Annotated in this window: 17 protein-coding genes and 1 riboswitch; of the genes, 1 reads left to right on the top strand and 16 read right to left on the bottom strand. The window is 63.5% G+C overall.

All coding sequences use genetic code 11. The annotated features are described in order from the left end of the window. Positions 1–65: 65 nt before the first annotated feature. The 6 genes from xdhB to rplM all read right to left on the bottom strand — a co-directional run bounded on the left by xdhB (position 66) and on the right by rplM (position 7,362). Positions 66–2,492, bottom strand: a complete 2,427-nt coding sequence (xdhB, locus tag DFO48_RS05025) for a xanthine dehydrogenase molybdopterin binding subunit (RefSeq protein ID WP_034379261.1) — start codon at positions 2,490–2,492, stop codon at positions 66–68. Position 2,493: 1 nt separating this feature from the next. Further along, positions 2,494–4,098 (bottom strand): xanthine dehydrogenase small subunit, encoded by a 1,605-nt coding sequence (gene xdhA / locus DFO48_RS05020; protein ID WP_003073039.1) that lies wholly within the window; start codon positions 4,096–4,098, stop codon positions 2,494–2,496. A 318-nt stretch (positions 4,099–4,416) separates the two neighbouring features. Continuing rightward, complete coding sequence (gene mdtD, locus DFO48_RS05015; RefSeq protein ID WP_114862756.1) at positions 4,417–5,889, bottom strand: multidrug transporter subunit MdtD; 1,473 nt, start codon at positions 5,887–5,889, stop codon at positions 4,417–4,419. A gap of 64 nt (positions 5,890–5,953) precedes the next feature. Next, a complete protein-coding gene (gene erpA, locus DFO48_RS05010) occupies positions 5,954–6,319 on the bottom strand; it encodes an iron-sulfur cluster insertion protein ErpA (RefSeq protein ID WP_003059000.1) in 366 nt (121 codons plus the stop codon). Between the two features lie 211 nt (positions 6,320–6,530). Beyond that, positions 6,531–6,923, bottom strand: a complete 393-nt coding sequence (rpsI, locus tag DFO48_RS05005) for a 30S ribosomal protein S9 (RefSeq protein WP_003059002.1) — start codon at positions 6,921–6,923, stop codon at positions 6,531–6,533. Positions 6,924–6,933: 10 nt separating this feature from the next. Continuing rightward, positions 6,934–7,362, bottom strand: coding sequence for a 50S ribosomal protein L13 (gene rplM, locus DFO48_RS05000; protein WP_003059004.1), 429 nt, complete (start codon positions 7,360–7,362; stop codon positions 6,934–6,936). Between the two features lie 332 nt (positions 7,363–7,694). Here rplM and DFO48_RS04995 point away from each other — a divergent pair, with 332 nt between their 5' ends. Then, entirely contained in the window at positions 7,695–8,561 is an 867-nt protein-coding gene (locus tag DFO48_RS04995; protein ID WP_114862755.1) for a 23S rRNA (adenine(2030)-N(6))-methyltransferase RlmJ, read from the top strand. Positions 8,562–8,667: 106 nt separating this feature from the next. Here the strand turns inward: DFO48_RS04995 and DFO48_RS04990 are convergent, their stop codons facing one another. The 10 genes from DFO48_RS04990 to kdpA all read right to left on the bottom strand — a co-directional run bounded on the left by DFO48_RS04990 (position 8,668) and on the right by kdpA (position 22,534). Beyond that, entirely contained in the window at positions 8,668–9,345 is a 678-nt protein-coding gene (locus DFO48_RS04990) for a septal ring lytic transglycosylase RlpA family protein (RefSeq protein WP_003073047.1), read from the bottom strand. Between the two features lie 139 nt (positions 9,346–9,484). Beyond that, positions 9,485–10,312, bottom strand: coding sequence for a methylenetetrahydrofolate reductase [NAD(P)H] (gene metF / locus DFO48_RS04985; protein ID WP_003073048.1), 828 nt, complete (start codon positions 10,310–10,312; stop codon positions 9,485–9,487). 78 nt (positions 10,313–10,390) lie between these two features. Further along, the gene (locus DFO48_RS04980; protein WP_114863098.1) at positions 10,391–11,587 is read right to left on the bottom strand and encodes a TlyA family RNA methyltransferase; all 1,197 of its coding nucleotides are present in this window, start codon (positions 11,585–11,587) and stop codon (positions 10,391–10,393) included. 305 nt (positions 11,588–11,892) lie between these two features. Continuing rightward, the gene (gene ahcY / locus DFO48_RS04975; protein WP_114862754.1) at positions 11,893–13,323 is read right to left on the bottom strand and encodes an adenosylhomocysteinase; all 1,431 of its coding nucleotides are present in this window, start codon (positions 13,321–13,323) and stop codon (positions 11,893–11,895) included. 75 nt (positions 13,324–13,398) lie between these two features. After that, positions 13,399–13,496: riboswitch (S-adenosyl-L-homocysteine riboswitch) on the bottom strand. A gap of 18 nt (positions 13,497–13,514) precedes the next feature. Further along, positions 13,515–14,222 carry a response regulator gene (locus DFO48_RS04970; protein WP_003073053.1) on the bottom strand — a complete coding sequence of 236 codons (708 nt, stop codon included), beginning with the start codon at positions 14,220–14,222 and terminating at the stop codon, positions 13,515–13,517. A 35-nt stretch (positions 14,223–14,257) separates the two neighbouring features. Further along, positions 14,258–16,951, bottom strand: coding sequence for a sensor histidine kinase KdpD (locus DFO48_RS04965; RefSeq protein ID WP_114862753.1), 2,694 nt, complete (start codon positions 16,949–16,951; stop codon positions 14,258–14,260). A gap of 29 nt (positions 16,952–16,980) precedes the next feature. Further along, positions 16,981–17,868: a TorF family putative porin gene (locus DFO48_RS04960; RefSeq protein WP_114862752.1), complete on the bottom strand. Its 888-nt coding sequence runs from the start codon at positions 17,866–17,868 to the stop codon at positions 16,981–16,983. 87 nt (positions 17,869–17,955) lie between these two features. Further along, the gene (gene kdpB, locus DFO48_RS04955) at positions 17,956–20,046 is read right to left on the bottom strand and encodes a potassium-transporting ATPase subunit KdpB (protein WP_114862751.1); all 2,091 of its coding nucleotides are present in this window, start codon (positions 20,044–20,046) and stop codon (positions 17,956–17,958) included. A gap of 3 nt (positions 20,047–20,049) precedes the next feature. Further along, positions 20,050–20,763, bottom strand: a complete 714-nt coding sequence (kdpC, locus tag DFO48_RS04950; protein ID WP_114862750.1) for a K(+)-transporting ATPase subunit C — start codon at positions 20,761–20,763, stop codon at positions 20,050–20,052. A gap of 64 nt (positions 20,764–20,827) precedes the next feature. Then, complete coding sequence (kdpA, locus tag DFO48_RS04945; protein ID WP_114862749.1) at positions 20,828–22,534, bottom strand: potassium-transporting ATPase subunit KdpA; 1,707 nt, start codon at positions 22,532–22,534, stop codon at positions 20,828–20,830. Position 22,535 lies beyond the last annotated feature (1 nt).

The raw sequence follows: 22,535 nt of genomic DNA, 5'->3' as shown, positions 1-22,535 counted from the left end.
CGCGGCAAACAGCCATGACTCAAATGGCTGCCGCCCCGCAAGGCGACAACACCTGTGAGGAAAAACTAGCCAGTGTGCCCTTGAACGGCTTCCACTGCGCGCAGGATGGCTTCTGACGTGGCAGGCGCCTGCAGTGGAGGGTTCATGCGGTGCTCTCCGGCGGCCGACACCGCATCGCGAATCGCGAAGAACACCGAGAACGGCAGCAGCAGCGGCGGCTCGCCAACGGCCTTGCTGCGGTGGATGGAGTCTTCATAGTTGTCACCCTCGAACAGGCGCACATTGAAGACCGGCGGGCAGTCATTGGCAGTAGGAATCTTGTAGGTACTGGGCGCGTGGGTCGTGAGCTTTCCGGTTTGCGGATGCCAGACCAGCTCTTCGGTGGTCAGCCAGCCCATGCCCTGAATGAAGGCACCCTCCACCTGGCCCACATCGACGGCCGGGTTCAGCGAGCGGCCCACGTCATGCAGCACATCGGCGCGCAACAGCTTCCATTCCCCCGTCAACGTATCGATGACCACTTCGCTGACGGCCGCGCCATAGGCAAAGTAGAAGAAGGGGTGGCCCTTCATGCGCTTGCCGTCCCAGTGCAGACCGGGCGTCGCATAGAAGCCATCCGACCACAGCTGCACACGCTGCAGATAGGCGGCGCGCACCAGCTCGGCAAACGGCACATTCTGGCCGTTGACCTGCACCGCATTGTTGGCAAAGCGCACGTCATGGGCATCGCCGCCATGCAGGCGCGCGGCGCATTCGGCCAGACGCTCGCGCAGCTGGCGTGCGGCATCCTGTGCGGCCTTGCCGTTGAGGTCGGCCCCCGTCGAGGCCGCCGTGGCCGAGGTGTTGGCCACCTTGCTCGTATCGGTGGCCGTCACGCGCACATTCTCGAAGGCCACGCCCAGCTCATGCGCCACCACCTGCGCCACTTTGGTGTTCAGGCCCTGGCCCATTTCGGTGCCGCCATGGTTGACGAGAATCGAGCCATCGGTATAGATATGGACCAGTGCGCCGGCCTGGTTGAAGTGGGCCACATTGAAGGAGATGCCGAACTTCAGCGGCGTCAGCGCCAGGCCGCGCTTGAGCACGGCACTGCCGGCGTTGAAGGCATTCACGGCCGCTCGGCGCGCACGGTAGTCGCTGGACTCCTCCAGCTCGGCCACCAGCTCGTGAATCACGTTATCAGTCACGACCTGCTCATAGGGCGTGATGTTGCGCTCACCCTTGCCGTAGAAGTTGACGCGCCGCACATCAAGCGGATCGCGCCCCAGGCTTCGGGCCACCGTATCCAGAATGTTCTCGATGGCAATCGCGCCCTGAGGTCCGCCAAAGCCACGGAAAGCCGTATTGCTCTGGGTGTTGGTCTTGCCCATATAGCCGTGCATGAGCACATCGGGCAGCCAGTAGGTATTGTCGAAATGGCACAGCGCACGCGTCATCACCGGCGCCGACAGATCGGCAGAGTGACCGGCGCGCGAGACCATGGAGATCTCGGCTCCCAGCACGCGGCCTTCATCGTCATAGCCCACTTCGTACTCATACCAGAAGCAGTGACGGCGACCGGTGATCATGAAGTCGTCGTCGCGGTCCAGGCGCAGCTTGACCGGCTTTTGCAGCCGGGTGGCCGCCACGGCCGCCACGCAGGCGAACAGCGCCGACTGCGATTCCTTGCCGCCGAAGCCGCCGCCCATGCGCCGGCATTCCACATGCACGCTGTGCGAAGCCACGCCCAGGGCATGTGCCACCAGATGCTGCATCTCGCTGGGATGCTGGGTGGAGCAGTGAATATGCACGGCCCCGTCTTCCTTGGGCGTGGCGTAGCTGATCTGTCCTTCCAGATAGAACTGCTCCTGCCCGCCCACATCGAAGGAGCCCTTGAGGCGGTGCGGCGCAGCATCCATGGCGGCGCGCGCGCCGCCTTCGCGGGTGCTGCGCTCCAGGTGCATGGGCGGCATCACATACTGCCCCAGCTCATGGGCCTTGCGCGGCGTCAGCACGGGCGCCAGCTCGCTGATGGTGGCCGCAGCCTTGGCCAGGGCGGCCGCACGTCTTGCCGCATCCCGCGAGCGGGCAATCACGGCGAACAGGGGCTGGCCTACATAGCGGATCTCACCGTCGCACAGAATCGGGTCGTCATGAATGATGGAGCCGCAGTCGTTGACACCGGGGATGTCGGCTGCCGTGATCACGTCCACCACTTCGGGCATGGCACGCACAGCCTCCAGCGCCAGCGCCGTCAAACGGCCGTGGGCCACGGGAGAGAGGCCCAGGGCGCAATGCAGCGTGCCTTCCAGCTCGGGCAGGTCGTCGATATAGGCGGCCTCGCCGGCCACATGCAGGTGTGCGGACTCATGCTTGCGGCTGACACCCACGCGCGCGCCCTGATCGTGAGCCTTGGCCTCGGTCACTTCGTCGATGCGATAGGCCTGATTCTTGCGGTAATCGGCAAAGGCTTCCGCCACCAACTCATTCGTCAATTCGAGGGGGTTGTTCATTTCAGACTCCTTGCTCCACGGCGGCGGGAACGACATGGGGCATCACGCTCCAGACACTGGTTGCATCAGTGCCCTGCGGCTGATCGGCGCGGGTTTCCAGCCACAGACGCTGGATCAGGTTCTGCGCCACCTTGAGGCGGTAATCGGCGCTGGCGCGCATATCGCTCATGGGCTTGAAATCCTGGGCCAGTGCGGCCTGCGCGGCCTTCACGTTTTCAAGGCTCCAAGGCTTGCCCAGCAGGGCCGATTCGGCGGCCGCCGCTCTTTTGACCGTGGCGGCCATGCCGCCAAACGCCAGTCGGATGGATTGCACGATCTCGCCATCGAGCTCGATGGCAAAGCCGGCGCACAGGGCCGAGATATCGCAGTCGAAGCGCTTGCTGATCTTGTAGCCGCGCACCTGGCGCTGCATGGCCGCCAGCGGCACCGCCAGGGCCTGCACGAACTCGCCTGCCTCCAGCTGGTTCTTCATATAGTCCAGATAGAACTCCGTCAGCGGCATGCGGCGCACACGCTCGCCCTTGCGCAGCTCGATCTGGGCATCCAGCGCCATCAGCACCGGCGGCGAATCGCCGATCGGCGAGCCGTTGGCCACATTGCCGCCCATGGTCCCCGCGTGGCGGATGGGCGTGGAGGCAAAGCGCAGCCAGACATCGGTCAGACTGGGCCAGCGCTGCACCAGCGCGCTCCAGGCCGATTCCAGCGAAGCCCCGGCGCCGATATACAGCTCGCCGCCCTCGGCGTCGGGCCGCACTTCGATGCGCTTCATCTCGGCCACGTCGCCGACGTAAATCATGTCGCCCAGATCGCGGAACTGCTTGTTGACCCAGAGCCCCACATCGGTGGAGCCTGCCACGATGCGCGCCTTGGGCTTGGCCTCGCACAGGCTGGCCAGATCCGCCAGCGTGCGCGGAGCATGGAAGAAGTCGGTGCGCAGGCCCTGGGGCGCCGCATAGTTCAGCCCTGCATTGCCGGCCTGCAGGCCTTGCAGTGCAGCCACCACGGGCGCCGTATCCAGACGCACGGCAGGCAGATCGAACATGCGCTGACCGGCATCGAGAATCGGGCGGTAGCCCGTGCAGCGGCACAGATTTCCCGAGAGCTCGTCGGCCAGCTGCTGACGCGTGGGCTCGCTGCCCTGCTGCTGGTGATGCTCATAGGCCGACCACAGCGTCATCACGATGCCGGGCGTGCAGAAGCCGCATTGCGAACCATGGCACTCCACCATGGCCTGCTGTACCGGATGCAGGCTTTGCGGGCCTGCGGGCTTGCCGGCGCAGGCAGACTTGCCCGCGCACTGGCTCTTGAGGTCTTCCACCGTGAACAAGGCCTTGCCATGCAGGCTGGGCAGAAACTGAATGCAGGCATTGACGGTCTGCAGGCGCAGGCCGTTGACGGCCTCGGTATCGCCGGCTTCGGCCAGCTCGCCGATGACTACCGTGCAGGCACCGCAGTCGCCTTCGTTGCAGCCTTCCTTGGTGCCGGTGCAATGGGCATCCTCGCGCAGCCATTGGAGCACGGAGCGTGTGGGGTGCGGGCCTTGCACTTCCACCACCTCGCCGCGGTGGAAGAAGCGTATCGGTTGAGAGTTCTGACTGGTGCTCATGATCGTGGGACTGGGTGAGATTGAATGCCTGCATGCAAGATGCATTCCAAACGCAGCATTCGTCAAGATCGAAGGCTACGCCTGCAGGGGCAGCTTCTCATACAGACGCGCTCATAGGGGCTATGTAGCGCGTCATATATCCGTGACCAAAATCAAGGGAGAACCCGTACAAAACCCGGCTCCCTACGGGTAAGTCCCAGGAAGCGGGAGCCGAGTCGTGCTACTTAATCAATAGCTAATAGCGCCTTCCAATAAACAATTTCATAAATAAAACTATCTGAAATCGTTTATTGACAATCGCTATAAGCTATCAAATTTTCAGGCGTCGCCACCATCCGGAGCCGGGCGCACAGGCTCGTCGGCATCGAGCTGGCTGAACACCAGTGTTGCCGCCAGCGTCATCAGCGCCACCGTCACAAAGGTGGCGCGAATGGCCTGCATGCGCTCGTCGCTGTGCGCCGGCCACATATCGCTGAAGCCCGTCAGCAAGGCGCCGGCCAGGGCCACGCCCATGCTCATGGCCAGCATCTGCACCATGGACAGCAGGCTGTTGCCGCTGCTGGCAGACTCGCCCTCCATATCCTTGAGCGTGACCGAATTCATGGCCGAGAACTGCATGGAGTTGAAGCCGCCGAAGATGAACAGCTGCACCAGAAGCAACCAGACCGGCGTTCCCGGCACCACCAGCCCGAAGGAAGCCAGCATCACCGCCAGCATCACCGAGTTGACCTGCAGCACGCGCTTGTAGCCAAAGCGCTGCACCGTGCGCACGGCAATGCGCTTGACCAGCATGCTGCCGGTGACGGTGGCCAGCATCATCAGACCCGCGTTCATGGGCGACATCTTGAGGCCGACCTGCAGCATCAGCGGGATCAGGAACGGCGCGGCGCCGCTGCCGAAGCGGGTGAACAGATTGCCCAGCAGACCCACTCGCAGCGAGCGCACCTTGAACAGGCCTGGCGGGAACAGCGGCTCATCCACGCGCAGCGCATGCATCCAGTAGCTGGCCAGGCTGGCCAGGCCGAACACCATGAGCACCACCACCAGCGCCATGCCCAGCCCCATGCCGGACAGGCCGTCCAGCGCGATGGAAATCGCCACCATGCCGAAGGCCAGCATGGCATAGCCCGTGCCGTCAAAGCGGTGCACGGCCACGGGCGCGCTGCGCGGGAACCAGCGCCAGGTCGCCCACAGGCCGATCAGGCCCACGGGCACATTGATCCAGAAGATCCAGTGCCAGCTGGCGTACTCCACCATCCAGCCGCCCAGGGTAGGCCCCAGCAGCGGGCCGACCTGACCCGGAATGGCAATAAAGCTCATGGCGCGGATGAACTCGCCACGCGGATAGGTGCGCAGCACGGCCAGCCGCCCCACGGGCAGCATCATGGCCCCGCCCACGCCCTGCACCACGCGTGCCGCGATCAGAAACGGCAGGCTGGGCGAGAGCGCGCACAGCACCGAACCCAGCACAAACAGGCCGATCGCCCAGCCGTAGACGCGCCGCGTGCCAAAGCGGTCGGCCACCCAGCCCGTGGCCGGGATCAGCATGGCCGTGGTCAGCGCATAGGCCACGATGACGGACTGCATCTTCATCGGGCTCTCGCCCAGCTCGGTCGCCATCGCCGGCAAGGCCGTGTTGAGAATGGTCGCGTCCAGCGACTGCATGAAAAAGCCTATGGCCACCAGCCACAGCAGTCTTTCTTTGTGGGGGGCACTATGGTGCGCGGCGGGCATCTCACCCATGGGCAGCTCCGGAACGAGGCGGCAAGGCAACAAAAAAGCCGCTGACAAGCAGCGGCTTAAGCAATATGCAAACGCCAGACCACAGCGGCCGGCGCGCAGACAATCATCTCACTCAGACCGAGAAGCTGGAGCCACAGCCGCAGGTGGTCGAGGCATTGGGGTTCTTGATCACGAACTGAGCGCCTTGCAGGTCTTCCTTGTAGTCGATCTCGGCGCCCACCAGGTATTGATAGCTCATGGAGTCGATCAGCAGCGAGACACCGTTCTTGGTCATGGTGGTGTCGTCATCGTTGGTGATCTCGTCGAAGGTGAAACCGTACTGGAAACCGGAGCAGCCACCACCTTGCACAAAAACGCGCAGCTTCAGATCGGGATTGCCTTCTTCGGCAATCAGGTCGGCCACCTTGGCAGCAGCGCTGTCGGTGAAGACGATGGGGGAAGGCATTTCGGTGGTCGTGGTTTCAGCAACGGCGCTCATGGCATTACTCCGTAGTTTCTTGATTGCCTGAAATGGTACAGCAAGGGGCTCGGGAATACCGGCCGTATCTCTTTGTCGCCAGTGCAAGTGGGGGCTTTGCGCAAGCGCTGGACAAGGCGCATGCCGCCCATGAAAAAACCGCCAGGAATTTGCATTCGAGGCGGCCTTTCTTGAAAAGACTCCGCAGAGTCTTTCCTGCAGGGGACGCGGATTAACGCTTCGAGAACTGCTTGGCGCGGCGTGCGGAGTGCAGACCGACCTTCTTACGTTCGACTTCACGAGCGTCGCGAGTCACGAAGCCGGCTTGGCTCAGTGCAGGCTTCAGAGCTGCGTCATAGTCGATCAGGGCACGAGTGATGCCGTGACGGGTTGCACCGGCTTGACCGGATTCGCCGCCGCCATGGACGTTCACTTGAATGTCGAAAGTCTCCAGGTTCTCAGTCAGAACCAGGGGTTGCTTTGCGATCATGATGGAGGTTTCGCGACCGAAGTACTGCTGAATGTCCTTGCCATTCACAGTAATCTTGCCGGAGCCCTTCTTCAGAAACACGCGAGCGACGCTGGACTTGCGACGGCCTGTGCCATTGTTCCAATCACCAATCATCTAGGTCTCCTTAGATTTCCAGAGCCTTAGGCTGCTGTGCGGTATGGGGGTGCTCAGCACCGCCGTAAACCTTCAGCTTCTTGATCATGGCGTAGCCCAGAGGACCCTTGGGCAGCATGCCCTTGACGGCCTTCTCGAGAGCACGGCCAGGGAACTTGGCTTGCAGGTCGCGGAAGTTGGTAGCAGTGATGCCACCGGGGAAACCGGAGTGACGGTAGTACACCTTGTCCAGGTTCTTGGTACCAGTGACCTTGAGCTTGGAGGCGTTGATGATGACGATGTAGTCACCGGTGTCAACGTGAGGTGTGTAAATGGCCTTGTGCTTGCCGCGCAGACGGAGTGCCACTTCGCTGGCGACACGTCCGAGCACCTTATCGGTGGCGTCAATCACAAACCACTCGTGTTGCACCTCAGCGGGCTTTGCGCTGAATGTAGACATGAGTTTTCTCTTTCAAGAAGGTTTGGCGGTCCCTTTTCCGCGGTCGGTGCTTCTTCTTGAAAAAGACAGGTCTTTTAAAGGAAGCCTCTTAGGCGGGGTTACTCGGGCCAATTTAAACTTGGCCCAAGCCTTCGCCGCGGGAACCATAAAATCGCTGCGAAGCCCGCCATTATACAAAAACGCCAGAATCTGCGTGTTTTCGTGCAGCAGCCTGTTGTGAAACAGCCCCTAGCGCCTGTTTCTCCCTCTGCACCCAGGCGCCGACAGCCTTTAAAGACCACAGGGTAAAAAGTGCTGTTCCCCTCTTGCCCTGCTGGTTACCATCCATCTCTATGTTCAGTTACCGCCACGCCTTCCATGCAGGCAATCACGCCGATGTGCTCAAGCACACTGTTCTGATTGCCACCGTGCAATACCTCACGCAAAAAGAGGCTGCGCTGACGGTGCTCGACACCCACGGCGGAGCCGGCCTGTACCGCCTGGACGGCGACTACGCCAGCAAGAGCGGCGAGGCCGAAGAAGGCGTGCTGCGCCTGGCCGCCACCAAGGAGGCCGAGCTGGCCCCGGTGCTGCAGGACTATCTGCAGATGGTGCGCCGCTTCAACCAGGGCAATGCCATCCGCAACTATCCCGGCTCGCCCTTCATCACCCAGGCACTGCTGCGCGGTCATGACCGTCTCAAGGCCTTCGAGCTGCACCCCACGGACATGCGCTCGCTGACCGGCAACATGGCCCAGCTGGAAGTCAGGCGTCAGGTCGCCATCCTGCACGAGGATGGCTTTGAAGGCGTGAAGAAATTCCTGCCTCCACCATCGCGCCGTGCCTTGCTGCTGTGCGATCCGAGCTACGAATTGAAGACCGACTACGGCCGCGTGCTGGACATGGCGGCGGACGGCCTCAAGCGCTTTCCCACGGGCACTTACGCTGTCTGGTACCCCATCATCCCGCGCCCCGAAGCCCATGATCTGCCCAAGCGTCTCAAGACCATGGCCACCAAGGCCGGCAAGAGCTGGCTGCATGCCACGCTCACGGTCAAGAGCAACAAGACCTCGGAACGCGGTGGTCTGCCCGCCAGCGGCATGTTCCTGATCAACCCGCCGTTCAATCTCAAGGATCAGCTCAAGCCCGCCATGCCGCAGCTGGTCAAGCTGCTGGGTCAGGACAGCAATGCAGGATTCACGCTGGAGTCTGGCGGCTGACTGCGCGGCTGCGGGTCGGCTCTTGCCGACCTTTTTTGCCGGCCCTCTGCAGTCCGGGCGCACCGGCTTTGCAGGCGGCGCGTCGCCTTCAACCAGCAATAAAGATTCAGCGCTTGCGCTTGGCGGTCTGGGAGACCTTGCGCGCGGGCTGATTCGCGGACGCCGCGCGCGTCTTGGCGGCTGCAGCGCCCTGCGCCACACTGGGGTGACGCTTTCGGCTTGACGCATTGAGCGTGGCCGGGCACTCGTCTTCGTCGGCGTCCAGCTGCCACAGCTCCACGGGCTTGATGCCCAGGCCGAGCATGCCCAGCTCCTGGGCCGCGGCCTTGCTCAGGTCGATGACGCGACCGGGCGCGAAGGGGCCTCGGTCATTGATACGCACCACCACGCTCTTGCCGGTCACGGAGCTACGCACGCAAACGCGCGTCCCGAAAGGCAGGGTCTTGTGCGCTGCCGTCATGTCCATGCTGTCAAAGCGCTCGCCGCTGGCCGTCTTGCGGCCGTGGAACTGCTCGCCATACCAGGAGGCCAGGCCCGCCTGGTCGCTTTCACGCGGGGGGCTCAGTTCGTACTTGCTGCTGTCTTCGGGCAGGTCTGCCTTGTCGGCATCCGCAGGCTTGTTGGCCTTGACGCCCAGGCCTTTATCACGATAGTTGCTGCGCGCATAGGCGTCGGGCAGCAGGGGGGCGGAGACACTGGGCTGCGCGCCCTTTTTTCGGGGCTGGCTCTGAACGACGGGAGGCTGCTCCTCGGGCTTTTCCTGCAGTGGAGCACAACCGGCCATGGTCGCGGTGACGACGGCAAGACCTATCCACTGACAACAACGCAAGCGCCAAAATTTCGGTTGCACGGGCGCAATCTCCTTGAAAGCTCAAGTGAGAGCCGCCCAAGACCGGCCGCCTCGCGGCCGGCAAGCTTTTGGCTTACAGACCCAGACGATCGCAGATCTCCAGAGTGGCGACGCTCTGGTTCATCGTATAGAAGTGCAGCCCGGGAGCACCCTGGCTGCGCAACTGCTCGCATAGATGAGTCACGACATCCAGACCGAACGCACGAATGGAAGCGGTGTCATCTCCGAACGCCTGCAGACGCAGACGAATCCAGCGCGGAATCTCGGCACCACATGCATCCGAGAAGCGCATCAGCTGTGTAGAGCTGGTAATAGGCATGATTCCTGGCACGACCGGCACGTCGAGCCCCAGAGCCCTCACCTCATCGACAAAGCGCATGTATGCGTCGGCATTGTAGAAGTATTGCGTGATGGCGGAATCTGCACCAGCGCGCACTTTAGCAACAAATGCGTCCAGATCGCTGCGAGGGGACTTTGCTTGAGGGTGAGTTTCGGGATAGGCGGCCACTTCGATGTGAAACCAGTCGCCGAACCCCTGACGCACGAAAGCCACCAGATCGCTGGCGTACTGGAACTCGCCGCCCAGGCCGTAGCCGCTGGGCAGGTCGCCGCGCAAGGCGACGATGCGCTTGACGCCCATGGCCTTGAGTTCGTTCAGCTCGGCGCGCACTTTTTCATGCGTGGCGCCGATGCAGGAGAAGTGCGAGGCCGCGCCCACACCCTCGTTCTGAATGTCGCGCACCATGGTGAAGGTGCCGGCCTGGGTGGAGCCGCCCGCGCCATAGGTCACGGAGCAGAACTCGGGCTTGCGCGCATACAGGGCCTGGCGCACGCCCACATGCTTGGCAGCGCCTTCGGGCGTCTTGGTGGGGAAAAACTCGAAGCTGACGGGAAAGCTCATGGCGGTCTATGTCTCTGAATCCTGGGTCATGGGCGGGCTCCGAAGGCTCGGCACCCGCCACGCTTTTTTACGCAACGCTCAACGTTCGTTGCGTTTTTTCTGCTTGCTGCGGCCCGGGCCGGGCTGACCGAAGCTGGCCACCTCGGGGTCTTCATACAGCTCCTGCTTGGCGCGCTGGGCCTTGATGTCGGCGCGCGAAGGGCGCTTGGCTGCCGCCTTGACAGCCGGCCTGGCCGCAGCCGATTCGTCTGCAACAGCCGGGGCCGGAGCCTTGACTTCAGCGCCCTGCTGGGCCCAGACAAAGAATTCGTGATTGCCGTCGCCGCCTTCAATGGACGAGTCCAGCCACTGCTTGACGCTCAGCCCCAGATCGCCGAGGCAGTCGCGAATGCGCTTTTCGACCTCGGCGTACAAGGCCGGGTCACGCACGATGCCGCCCTTGCCGATCTGGCCGGGCTGCAGCTCGAACTGGGGCTTGACCAGCATCAGCAACTGGCCGTGGGGCTTGAGCAGCTGCACCACGGCAGGCAGCACCAGAGTCAGCGAGATGAAGGACAGATCGCCGGTCACGAAATCAAATGCCGGGGTGATGTCGATATTTTCGGTGCCTGGCTTGCGGCGCAACTCCACCGGAGCCAGACCTTCGGCCCGTGCCTTGGCCTTGGCGGCGCGCTCGGCCTTGAAGCTCTCGACATCCTGCTCCTTGGCATCGTCGCTGTCGTCATAGTCCTCATCGACCTGACCGCCGTTGCGCATCCAGGCATAGGGGGCGACAGGCTGGGTGTCGTTGTCCTCTTCTTCCTCGATGACTTCGCACAGCGCTTCATCGCAGGCCTTTTCCAGCAGCTCGGGCGTCAGCGCGCGGGCATTGAAGCCCTCGACGCAGACCACTCGCTCGTCATTCTTCAGGCGCTCGTGCAGCTGGCCATGACCCACGTCGATGCCGATGACCTGGGTCGCACCGGCCTGCAGCAGGCAATCGGTGAAGCCGCCCGTGCTCTGGCCCACGTCCAGACAGCGCAAGCCCTTGACGCTCAGGCCGGTCGCGGCCAGCGCGCCCTCGAGCTTGAGTCCACCGCGCGAGATGTATTTGGCCTCGGCGGCGTCCAGCAGCTGCAGCTCGGCACCAGCAGGAATCTCGTCGCCGTTCTTGGCCACCTTCTTCCATGGCGCCAACGGCGTCAGGCGCCACTCCACACCCGAGGCGATCAGGCGCTGGGCCTGGGAACGGGTGGCAGCATGACCTGCTTCAACCAAAAAAACATCTGCGCGCATAGCGTCGCTTCCTTTGAAATAAACCAGCGCCAGGCGCTGCACAAAGGTGCAGCGGGCAAAAGAAATCTTTTTAGATAGCTGCATTCGCTTGATACAGCTTGATTTCAGATAAATATCCATCTGAAATCAATACATAACGTGCGCAAGCAGCTATCAAATAAAACCACGACGACCTCGATACTGGCGCTATCCACACCAGTAACAGCGAGCAAGCGCCGCCGCGCAGCAAAGCTGTCGTCCCCCTCCCCTGGCGCGCAGCGCGTAGAGAGAGAGGGGGAAGGCGCAAAGCGCCTCAGGGGGTGCTATTAATAGCGATAAGTTTCAGGCTTGTAAGGGCCTTGCTTGCTCACGCCGATATAGGCAGCTTGCTCGTCGCTCAGCTCGGTCAGCATGGCGCCGACCTTCTTCAGGTGCAGGCGTGCGACCTTCTCGTCCAGCACCTTGGGCAGCACATAGACCTTGCCCACTTCGTAGGCGTCGGGGCGGGTGAACAGCTCGATCTGCGCCAGGGTCTGGTTGGCAAACGAGTTGGACATCACGAAGCTGGGGTGGCCGGTGGCGCAACCCAGGTTCACCAGACGGCCCTTGGCCAGCAGGATGATCTTCTTGCCGTCGGGGAAGGTGATGTGGTCGACCTGGGGCTTGATCTCTTCCCACTCGTACTTCTCGATCGAAGCCACATCGATTTCGTTGTCGAAGTGACCGATGTTGCAGACGATGGCCTCATCCTTCATGGCAACCATGTGCTCGTGGCGGATGATGTCCTTGTTGCCGGTGGTGGTCACGAAGATGTCGCACTTGTCGGCGGCATATTCCATGGTCACTACACGATAGCCTTCCATGGCGGCCTGCAGTGCATTGATGGGGTCGATCTCGGTCACCCACACTTGAGCGCGCAGCGCAGACAGCGCCTGGGCGCAGCCCTTGCCTACGTCGCCGTAACCGGCGACCACGGCAACCTTGCCGGCGATCATCACGTCGGTGGCGCGCTTGATGCCGTCCACCAGCGATTCGCGGCAGCCGTACAGGTTGTCGAACTTGGACTTGGTCACCGAGTCATTCACATTGATCGCGCGGAACAGCAGGCTGCCGTTGGCAGACATTTCGTTCAGGCGGTGCACGCCAGTGGTGGTTTCTTCGGTCACGCCCAGGATCTGGGCCGACTTGCGGCTGTACCAGGTGGGGTCCACGGCCAGCTTGGCCTTGATGGCGGCGAAGACGATGCGCTCTTCTTCCGAGCCGGGGTTGGCCAGCACGGACAGGTCCTTCTCGGCGCGCTTGCCCAGGTGCATGAGCATGGTGGCATCGCCGCCGTCGTCCAGGATCATGTTGGGGCCTTCGCCTTCGGTGCCGGCGGCGCCGAATTCAAAGATGGAGTGGGTGTAGTTCCAGTAGTCTTCCAGCGACTCGCCCTTGATGGCGTAGACAGGCACGCCGGTTTCGGCGATGGCAGCTGCTGCGTGGTCCTGGGTCGAGAAGATGTTGCACGAAGCCCAGCGCACTTGTGCGCCCAGAGCCGTCAGCGTCTCGATCAGCACGGCTGTCTGGATGGTCATGTGCAGCGAGCCCGTGATACGCGCGCCCTTCAGGGGCTGGGCAGCAGCGAACTCTTCACGCACAGCCATCAGACCAGGCATTTCGGTTTCGGCGATCCTGATTTCCTTGCGGCCCCAGGCAGCCAGGGAAATATCGGTAATGGCCGAATCAGCGGGGTTGAAGCGCACGGCAGCGTTCATGGTTTTCTCCAAATCTTGAATGAAAAACCACGTTCTGCAGCAGAGGGGGAATGAACCGGCTCACCGCACAGAAAGCGTGGGCGAGCGTCGTTGCGGGATGAAATCCGAGCCTCACGCCCCGCGCAGACCAGCTCATGGCTGGCCGGGGGAACGCTGCAACGCTCCTCGGATGGACGGCGATTATAAAGGAATCAGCCTTCCAGGCCCACCAAGCGATAACCGACTTGCAACTCGGTTACCAGATGCCGGGGCTGGGCCGGATCGCTCTCCAGCTTCTGGCGCAGATTGGCCATGTGCACGCGCAGATAGTGAGGGCGGTCCAGATATTCTGCCCCCCATACCTGCAGCAGCAGCTGGCGATGCGTCAGCACCTTGCCATGGCCGGCAATCAGGGCCGCCAGCAGACGAAACTCTATGGGTGTGAGGTGCACGGCCACACCGTCACGCCTGACATCGTGCGTCGCCAGATCCACCACCAGAGCACCGAAACGCGCACAACTGCCGGGCTTGTCTGACGCCGACGCCTGCTGGCGGCGGCGCAGCATCACGCGCAGCCTGGCCAGCAGCTCTGGCACGCCAAAGGGCTTGGTCAGGTAGTCATCAGCCCCGGCATCCAGCGCCGCCACCTTTTCCTCTTCCCGCTCGCGCGCGGACAGGATCAGAATCGGCAGCTGGCTCCAGCTGCGCAGCTCGGCAATCACGGTCTTGCCATCCGCATCGGGTAGGCCCAGATCCAGCACCACGGCATCGGGCTGGCGGCTGGCGGCCTCGATCAGGCCGCGCCTGGCGGTTTCTGACTCGAATACCTGCCAGCCTTCGTCCTCCAGTGCCAGGCGCACAAAGCGGCGGATGCTGGCGTCGTCTTCAATCAGCAAGATGCGGGGTGCGGCGCTTGTCATGTTCGGATTTGCATGTGATGCACGGGATTGTCGGCTCATTCGTCCATGGCCGGCTGCTCCGGCACGGGCAGGTGTACGCTGAAAATGGTGCCCGGCCCGGGGTCTGCCGCCGCCACCCGCAATCTGCCGCCATGGGCCTGCACGATGCGCTGAGCCAGAGCCAGTCCGAGCCCCATGCCGAACACGGCACTCTCCGCCTGCCCGCGGGTAAAGGGTTCGAACAACTGCTCGGGCGAAAGATGCACTGGCAGGCCCGGCCCCGCGTCCTGCACGCTCAGCACACAGTCGCCATCGGCCACGCTCGCTGTCACGGTGATCGTCGTGCCTTCGGGCGTGTACTTGATGGCGTTGTCCAGCAGATTGACCAGCACACGCTCCATGAGCACGGCATCGAGCTGCAGCAAGGGCAGATCGGCCGGCAGCGCGGTCTGCAGCGCATGAGCGGCCAGTCGCTCGCGCATCTGCGCCAGCGCGCTGCCCACCAGCTCGTCCACCGGCAGCCATTCGCGCTTGAGCTGCACGCCGCCTTGCTGCAGGCGCGCCATGGCCAGCAGGTTGTCCACCAGTTGCTGCAGCGCCTGCGCCTGATTGCGGATCTGCACCAGCATGTGATGCGCCGGCCCCTGGGGCGCATGAGGCAAGGCCGCCTGGGCCGCGCCCAGAATGCCCGTCAGCGGCGTGCGCAGATCGTGCGAGACGGCCGAGAGCAAGGTGTTGCGCATGCGCTCGCCCTCCATGGCAATCTGGGTCTGCTGCGCCACCTCCACAAAATGCACACGCTCCAAGGCCAGGGCGATCTGGCTGGCACAGGCATCGAGCAGGCGGCGCTCCTCAGGCACCCGCAACTTCTGCGGCGCACGCAGCTGCAGCACCAGCACGCCGCGCGAGCGCACGGGCGCCATCAGCGGCACATAAAGCGCCGGCGCGGCGGCCAGGGTATCAGTGCCGTGGCCGGCCATCTGGCCATGCTCCATGCTCCAGCGGCCCACGCTGGTGTCGATCTGACCTTCGCTGCCCTGCGCCAGCTGCAAGCGCTCATCGGCATCGGGCACCAGCAGCCCGGTCTGGGCATCAAAAACGCCTGAAATCGTAGCCAGCGCGATCTGCGTGACCTGCTCCTGCGTCAGCGCACCCGACAGGTCACGCGCCAGCCTGGCCAGCGCGCCGGCCCGCCTTTCGCGCTCTGCGGCCACGCGCGCCTCGTGGCGCAGCCGCGCCGTCAGCTGGCCGCAGACCAGGGCCACACCCAGCATCAGGCTGAAGGTGAACAGGTATTGCGTATCGTTGACGCTGAAAGAGTTGCGCGGCGGCACAAAGTAGAAATCGAACAGCAGCACCGACAGCAGGGCCGCCCATGCGCCGGGTCCGCGCCCCCAGCGCACGGCGGACAGCACCACCACCAGCAGGAAAAGCATGACCACATTGGCCGGGTCGAACACCCGCAGCAGCAGCTCCGCCACCGCTGTAGCGGCCAGGCATGCCAGGGTCACGCCTGCATAGCCCTTCCACGGAATGGCCTTTTCACGCGCCACCGGCAATCGCAAGGTGCTGTCGTTCTTGCTTTGCTTGACCGACAGCAGCAGCACGTCCAGGCCGGGATCCAGCGCCGCAATCTGTTCGGACAGGCTGGGAGCACGCCAGCGTAGCCAGCGGCCCAAAGGTTCATGCACACGCGCCAGCACCAGATGACTGGCATTGCGCTCGCGCGCAAAGTCCACCAGAGCCTGGGCCACATGGGCACCGGGAATGGTTGCCGTTTCCGCGCCCAGACGCGCAGCCAGCGCCAGGGTCTTGAGTACGGCCTCCTGCGCTGCCCGAGGCCGATGCTGGCGTTCCGGCGCATCCACATAGACCACCACCCAGTCAGCCTCCAGCCGCCTTGCCAGGCGTGCCACCTGGCGCACCAGGGCATCATCACCGGCGCGGCCGCCCACGCCCACCAGCAAGCGCTCGCGCGTGGGCCAGACATCGCCGATGGAGCGCTCGCGGCGGTAGTCGCGCATGTCTTCATCGACACGATCGGCCGTGCGGCGCAAGGCCAACTCGCGCAGCGCCAGCAAATTGCCCTGGCGAAAGAAATTGCGCGAGGCCCGCTCGGCCTGCTCCAGCGGATAGACCTTGCCCGACTTGAGGCGCTTGAGCAGCTCCTCGGGCGGGATATCGACGACGATGACCTCGTCGGCATCGTCAAAGATATGGTCGGGCACGGTCTCATGGACCTGTATGCCCACAATGCCGCCCACCACATCGTTGAGGCTTTCCAGGTGCTGAACGTTGAGCGTGGTCCACACCTCGATACCCGCCTCCAGCAACTCCTGCACATCCTGCCAGCGCTTGGGGTGGCGTGAGCCGCTCACATTGCTGTGTGCCAGCTCGTCGAGCAGCAGCACCTCCGGGCGGCGCTCCAGAGCTGCATCGAGGTCGAACTCGTCCAGCTGCCTACCCTGGTAGGCCAGCGTGCGCCGCGGCAGCAGCTCCAGGTCATGCAGTTGCTGCTCGGTCTCGGCACGGCCATGCGTCTCCACCAGCCCCACCAGAACCTTGCGCCCGGCCTGCCGCTCGCGCTGCGCGGCCGCCAGCATGGAGTAGGTCTTGCCCACTCCGGCATTGGAGCCAAAGTAGATGCGCAGCTTGCCGAGATGAGCGCGCTGCCGATCTGCCTGCAGTTGAGCGACCAGCGCATCGGGGTCGGGGCGCTGCGCGGCGGATGAGGGTGTGGATGAAGGCATCAGGCGATCAGCGTATCACTCAAGTGCGGTCAGAACCCGGCACTCAGGCCCAGCAGCCAGCCGCTGCGTGCCAGATCCCGCCATTGGCCACGGCTGTTGACGGCGCTGTAGTACCTGGCATCGGCCGAGGTACCCGCGTAGGCAAGCGATGCGGTCCATGGACCCCAGGCCCTGGATAGCGAGATGCGCCAGTCGGCATAGGAAACATCGCTGTAGTTGCGCACCCAGGTATAGCCGCCATGCAGGCCCAAGGTGGCGAGATCGCCCAGCGGATGCTGATAGTTCAGATCCAGATACTGGCTGCCGCGGCTGCTGCCTGCTGGTCGCAGCGCAGTGGCGAACGCCGAGTCGGCGGTACTCTCGCCCAGTCCGAAATAAGGCGTCAGTGCCACAGACCATTTGAGGCTCAGGCCACCATGGGTCGCCCCCAGATAGAGCTCGGTGGTGTCAAAGCGTTTGCTGCTGCCATCGCTTGCGCCCAGGCGGGCGCCGGGATAGCGGTACTGCAAGAGCCCGGCATCCAGCAGCCAGTCAGGCACAAGCTCGCCGCGCCAGCCACCATAGATATCGTGCTCCAGTCCCTGGCCCCGGCCGTAGCTGTTGGTAGAGACATTGGACAGCGACGTGCCCACATAAAAGCCCTTGGGCAAGGCCAGCTCCACTGCACCCTGAACTGCCGCACCTTGCCAGGTCTGAGAGATGCCGCGAAAGCGGTAGTCACTGATCAGGCTCAGCGAGCCGGTCAGGGAAGACTTGCTGTCGGCCGGCACAGCAGCTGTGGTTTCAGAAGCAGATTGCGCTTTTGCCTCCTCGGCAGCAGAAGAATTGGCACCGCTCAAAGCTGTCATCAACAACGCAGAGCTGATGACCCAGGAACGCGATGCGTGGAATGTTTTTTGGGGGAAAGAGAGACGCATGATGATGAGGCGAACAAATCAGACTTGCCGCGCCCACTGGGAACGCGGACAAGCCACAGAAACGAGAAAGCAAGGCCTGGATAGGACTTAGACGAGGCCCAGCACGGTCAGCAGCATGTCGATGAGCTTGATGCCAACAAACGGCACGATCAGCCCGCCCAGGCCATAGATCAGCAGGTTTCGGCGCAGCAGCAGGGCCGCACCCACGGCGCGATACTGCACACCACGCAAGGCCAGCGGCACCAGGGCGATGATGATCAGTGCATTGAAGATCACGGCGCTCAGGATGGCGGAATCTGCGCTGTGCAGCTGCATCACGTTGAGCGCAGCCAGTTGCGGATAAGTGCCCACAAAGGCGGCAGGAATGATGGCGAAGTACTTGGCCACATCATTGGCAATGCTGAAGGTAGTCAACGCGCCGCGCGTCATCAGCATCTGCTTGCCGGTTTCCACCACCTCGATCAGCTTGGTGGGGTTGGAGTCCAGATCCACCATGTTGCCGGCCTCTTTGGCAGCCTGGGTTCCGCTGTTCATGGCCACGGCCACATCGGCCTGGGCCAGGGCCGGAGCATCGTTGGTGCCGTCCCCCGTCATGGCTACCAGGCGGCCCGCCGCCTGGTGCGAGCGGATCAGCTGCAACTTGTCTTCGGGCCGGGCCTCGGCCAGGTAATCATCCACCCCTGCCTCGGCGGCAATGGCGGCTGCCGTCAGCGGGTTGTCGCCCGTCACCATCACCGTCTTTATGCCCATGCGGCGCAGTTCGGCAAAGCGCTCGCGCATGCCTGGCTTGACGATGTCCTTGAGCTCAATCACGCCCAGCACCTTGGCGCCATCGGCCACCACCAAAGGCGTGCTGCCCTTGCGCGAGACGTTGTCCACGGACAGTTGCACCTGAGCCGGGAAGCTGCCTCCCAGCGCCTCGACATGCCGGCGCACGGCATCGGCGGCGCCCTTGCGCAAGCTGCGCAAGCCTTGCGGGCTCTGCAGGTCCACCCCACTCATACGCGTCTGTGCCGTAAAGGGTACGAACTCGCCCGGGAAATCCGCACTGCTGCGATCGGGCAGGCCATGGCGCTCCCTGGCCAGAGCCACCACGCTGCGGCCTTCAGGTGTCTCATCTGCCAGAGACGACAGCTGTGCGGCTTCGGCCAGCTGCGCGGCGCTCACTCCGGGGGCCGGCAGAAACTCGCTGGCCTGGCGGTTGCCCAGGGTGATGGTGCCGGTCTTGTCCAGCAGCAGCACGTCCACATCACCGGCAGCCTCCACGGCCCGGCCCGAAGTGGCGATGACATTGGCCTGCATCATGCGACTCATGCCGGCCACACCGATGGCCGACAGCAGGCCGCCAATCGTGGTCGGAATCAGGCAGACCAGCAGCGCAATCAGCGCGGCAATACCGACCACCGAGCCCGTTCCAGCCTGTGACACCGCAAAGGCCGAGAAGGGCCACAGCGTGACAATGACCAGCAGGAAGACCAGCGTCAGCCCCACGAGCAAAATCGTCAACGCCATCTCGTTCGGAGTCTTCTGGCGCTTGGCCGACTCGACCATGGAGATCATGCGATCCAGGAACGACTCGCCGGGGTTGACCGTGACTTCCACCACCAGCCAGTCCGACAGCACGCGCGTGCCGCCGGTCACTGACGAGAAGTCGCCTCCGGCCTCGCGGATCACGGGCGCGGATTCGCCGGTGATCGCGCTTTCGTCCACCGAGGCAACGCCCTCGATCACCGTGCCGTCAAGCGCAATCGTGTCGCCGGCTTCCACAAAGATGACCACGCCCTTGCGCAGTTCGCTGGCGCGCATGGGAATCCATGAACTGCCGAAATGCGGTTGCTGCAGCAGCTTGGCCACGGTATCGCGCTTCATGCCGCGCAGGCTGGCGGCCTGGGCGCGGCTGCGGCCCTCGGCCAATGCTTCGGCAAAGTTGGCAAACAGCACGGTGAACCACAGCCACAGCGCAATCGCCAGAACAAAGCCGCTGTTCTCGCTGCCCGGCTCCATCAGGCTCTGCCACCACAACAGACTGCTCAGGATCGCACCCAGATACACCACAAACATCACTGGGTTGGCCCACTGCGTACGCGGCGAGAGTTTGCGCACCGCATCCCACAGCGCCGACTTCACCAGCCTGGCATCGAGCAGGCTGCGGCCCGCCGTCATTTTCTTTGTGCTCATGGCTTACTCCTTCACTGCGCTGGTGGCGGGCTGCAAGGCGTCCAGCGCCAGATTGAGCTGCAGCACATTCACACGCGGCTCGCCCAGCAAGCCCAGCGTGCGCTGCTCTGTTTCCTGCGCCAGCAATGGCTGCACCTGGTCTGGCGAGAGCCCTCGCGCCTTCGCCACACGCGGCAGTTGCAGCAGCGCATTGGCCATCGAGATATGCGGATCCAGGCCAGATGCCGACGCAGTGACCGCATCCACCGGCACCGCCTGGTCTGCGGCCAGACCGTTATCGGCACGGTACTGCGTGACACGCTGCGCCACGGCTTCGGACAAGTCCTTGTGCGTTGCCCCCTGGTTGCTGGCACCAGACAGGCCGGCGTTGTAGGGCGCAGCAATGTTTGCCCCTTCCTGGCTCGGGTCGGGAGCGACTGTGGCGCTGGGACGGCCATGGAAGTACTGCGGCCCGGTGAATTGCTGGCCGATCAGTGCAGAGCCCACGATCCGGCCCTGGCGTTCGATCAGGCTGCCATTGGCTGCATGGGCAAACAGTGCCTGCGCCACGCCCGTGGTCAGCAAGGGATAGGCAATGCCCGAGACCACCATCACCAGCAGGGCGGCGCGCACGCTGGAGCCCAGCAGGCGTGACCAGGAGGCGGATTGCGCCTCGGGCTGCGCTTGTGCATGGCTTGGCAGCACTGAAGCGCAAAGAGTTTGAGTCGATGTTTTCATTATTTGCTCCCTGGTCTGCAGCCGTGCATGGGCTGCAGAGCATTGGCATCAATTGGATAGAACGTTAGGCGTACAGCTGAGCCACCAGCATTTGCAGGTGTTCGATCACGGGCCCCAGGGCCAGCGCCGGCAAAAAGGTCAGACCGCCCACCACCAGCACGACAAACACCAGCAGCCCCATGAACAGCGGTGTGGCCGTGGGGAAGGTTCCCGGGCCTGCGGGCACGGTGGCCTTGGCAGCCAGGCTGCCGGCCACGGCCAGCATGGGCACAAGCGTCAGAAAGCGTCCCGCCAGCATGGCCAGGCCCGTGGTGGTGTTGAAGAAGGGCGTGTTGGCATTCAGCCCAGCAAAGGCGGAGCCGTTGTTGGCCGTGGCCGAGGCATAGGCGTAGAGAATCTCCGAGAAGCCATGCGGGCCGCGGTTGTTGAGACTGGCTGCGGCATCCGGCCAGAGCGCGGCCAGGGCCGTGAAGCCCAGAATGCAGGCCGGCGGCACCAGCACCGCAAGCATGACCAGCTTGATCTCGCGCACCTCGATCTTCTTGCCCAGGAATTCAGGGGTACGACCAATCATCATGCCAGCCAGAAACACCGTGAGGATGGCGTACTGAATCAGGTTGATCAGTCCCACGCCGTCGCCGCCGAAGACGCAGTTGAGCATCATCTGCGCCAGCGGCGTGATGGAGCCCAGCGGGGTCAACGAATCATGCATGGCATTGACCGAGCCCGTGGTGGCAGCCGTGGTGGTGGCCACGAACAAGGCCGTATCGGCAATGCCGAAGCGCAGCTCCTTGCCCTCCATATTGCCGCCGCTCTGGGTCAGGCTGTATTGCTGATCGGCTCCGGCGCGCGCCAGCAACTGGCTGCCGTTTTGCTCGGCCACGAAAACCAGGCTCAGAAAGCCGACGAACATCACCATGCAGGCCGCAAACATCACCCAGCCCTGCTTGCGGCGCAGCAGCATGGAGCCAAAGGCATAGGTCATGCCGGCCGGGATCAGCAGCATCGAGAGGATGTGCAGCAGGTTGGTCAGCGGCGTCGGATTCTCGAACGGATGTGCCGCATTCATGCCGAAGAAGCCGCCGCCATTCGTGCCCAGATGCTTGATGCTCTCCAGGCTGGCCACGGGCCCCATCAGCAGCTGCTGCCGGCCTCCTTCGAGCGTCGTCGCCACGGCTTCGGCGTGCAGGGTCTGCGGGATGCCCTGCCAGACATAGACCAGGGCCATGATGAAGGAAAGCGGCAGCAGCACGCGCCAGAAAACGCGCACGAAGTCGACCCAGAAGTTGCCGATATCCTGGGCGCTAGACCGCGCCAGACCGCGCACAAAACCAGCGCCTGTGGCGACACCGGTGGTGGCACCGGCAAACATCAGGAAGGTGATGACCACCATCTGCGTCGCATTGCTCAGGCTGTTCTCACCCGCGTAGGCCTGCCAGTTGGTATTGGTGATGAAGGAGGCTGCGGTATTGAAGGCCAGGTCGGGCGCCTGCGCCGCAATCTCCAGCGGGTTCAGCGGCAGGGCGCCCTGCAGGCGCAGCAGCAGATAACCCAGCAGCATCATCAGCGCATTGCTCAGCACCAGAGCGGCGCCATAGCGCCTCCAGCCCATGCGCTCCTGCGGATTCACGCCCATGACCCGGTAGCTCAGGCGCTCCAGCCAGCCATGGCGCTCGCTGGTAAAGCAGCGCGCCAGCCATTGGCCCATGGGAATCGTCAGCAAGGTTGCCGCAGTCAGTACGGCGGCAAATTCCATCCAGGGTAACCACATG

It is taken from the genome of Comamonas sp. AG1104 (genome assembly GCF_003350425.1).
In the GTDB taxonomy this organism is placed as follows: domain Bacteria; phylum Pseudomonadota; class Gammaproteobacteria; order Burkholderiales; family Burkholderiaceae_C; genus Comamonas; species Comamonas testosteroni.
The sequence above is the reverse complement of the archived record's forward strand: the minus strand, read 5'-3'. Positions and strand labels throughout refer to the sequence as shown.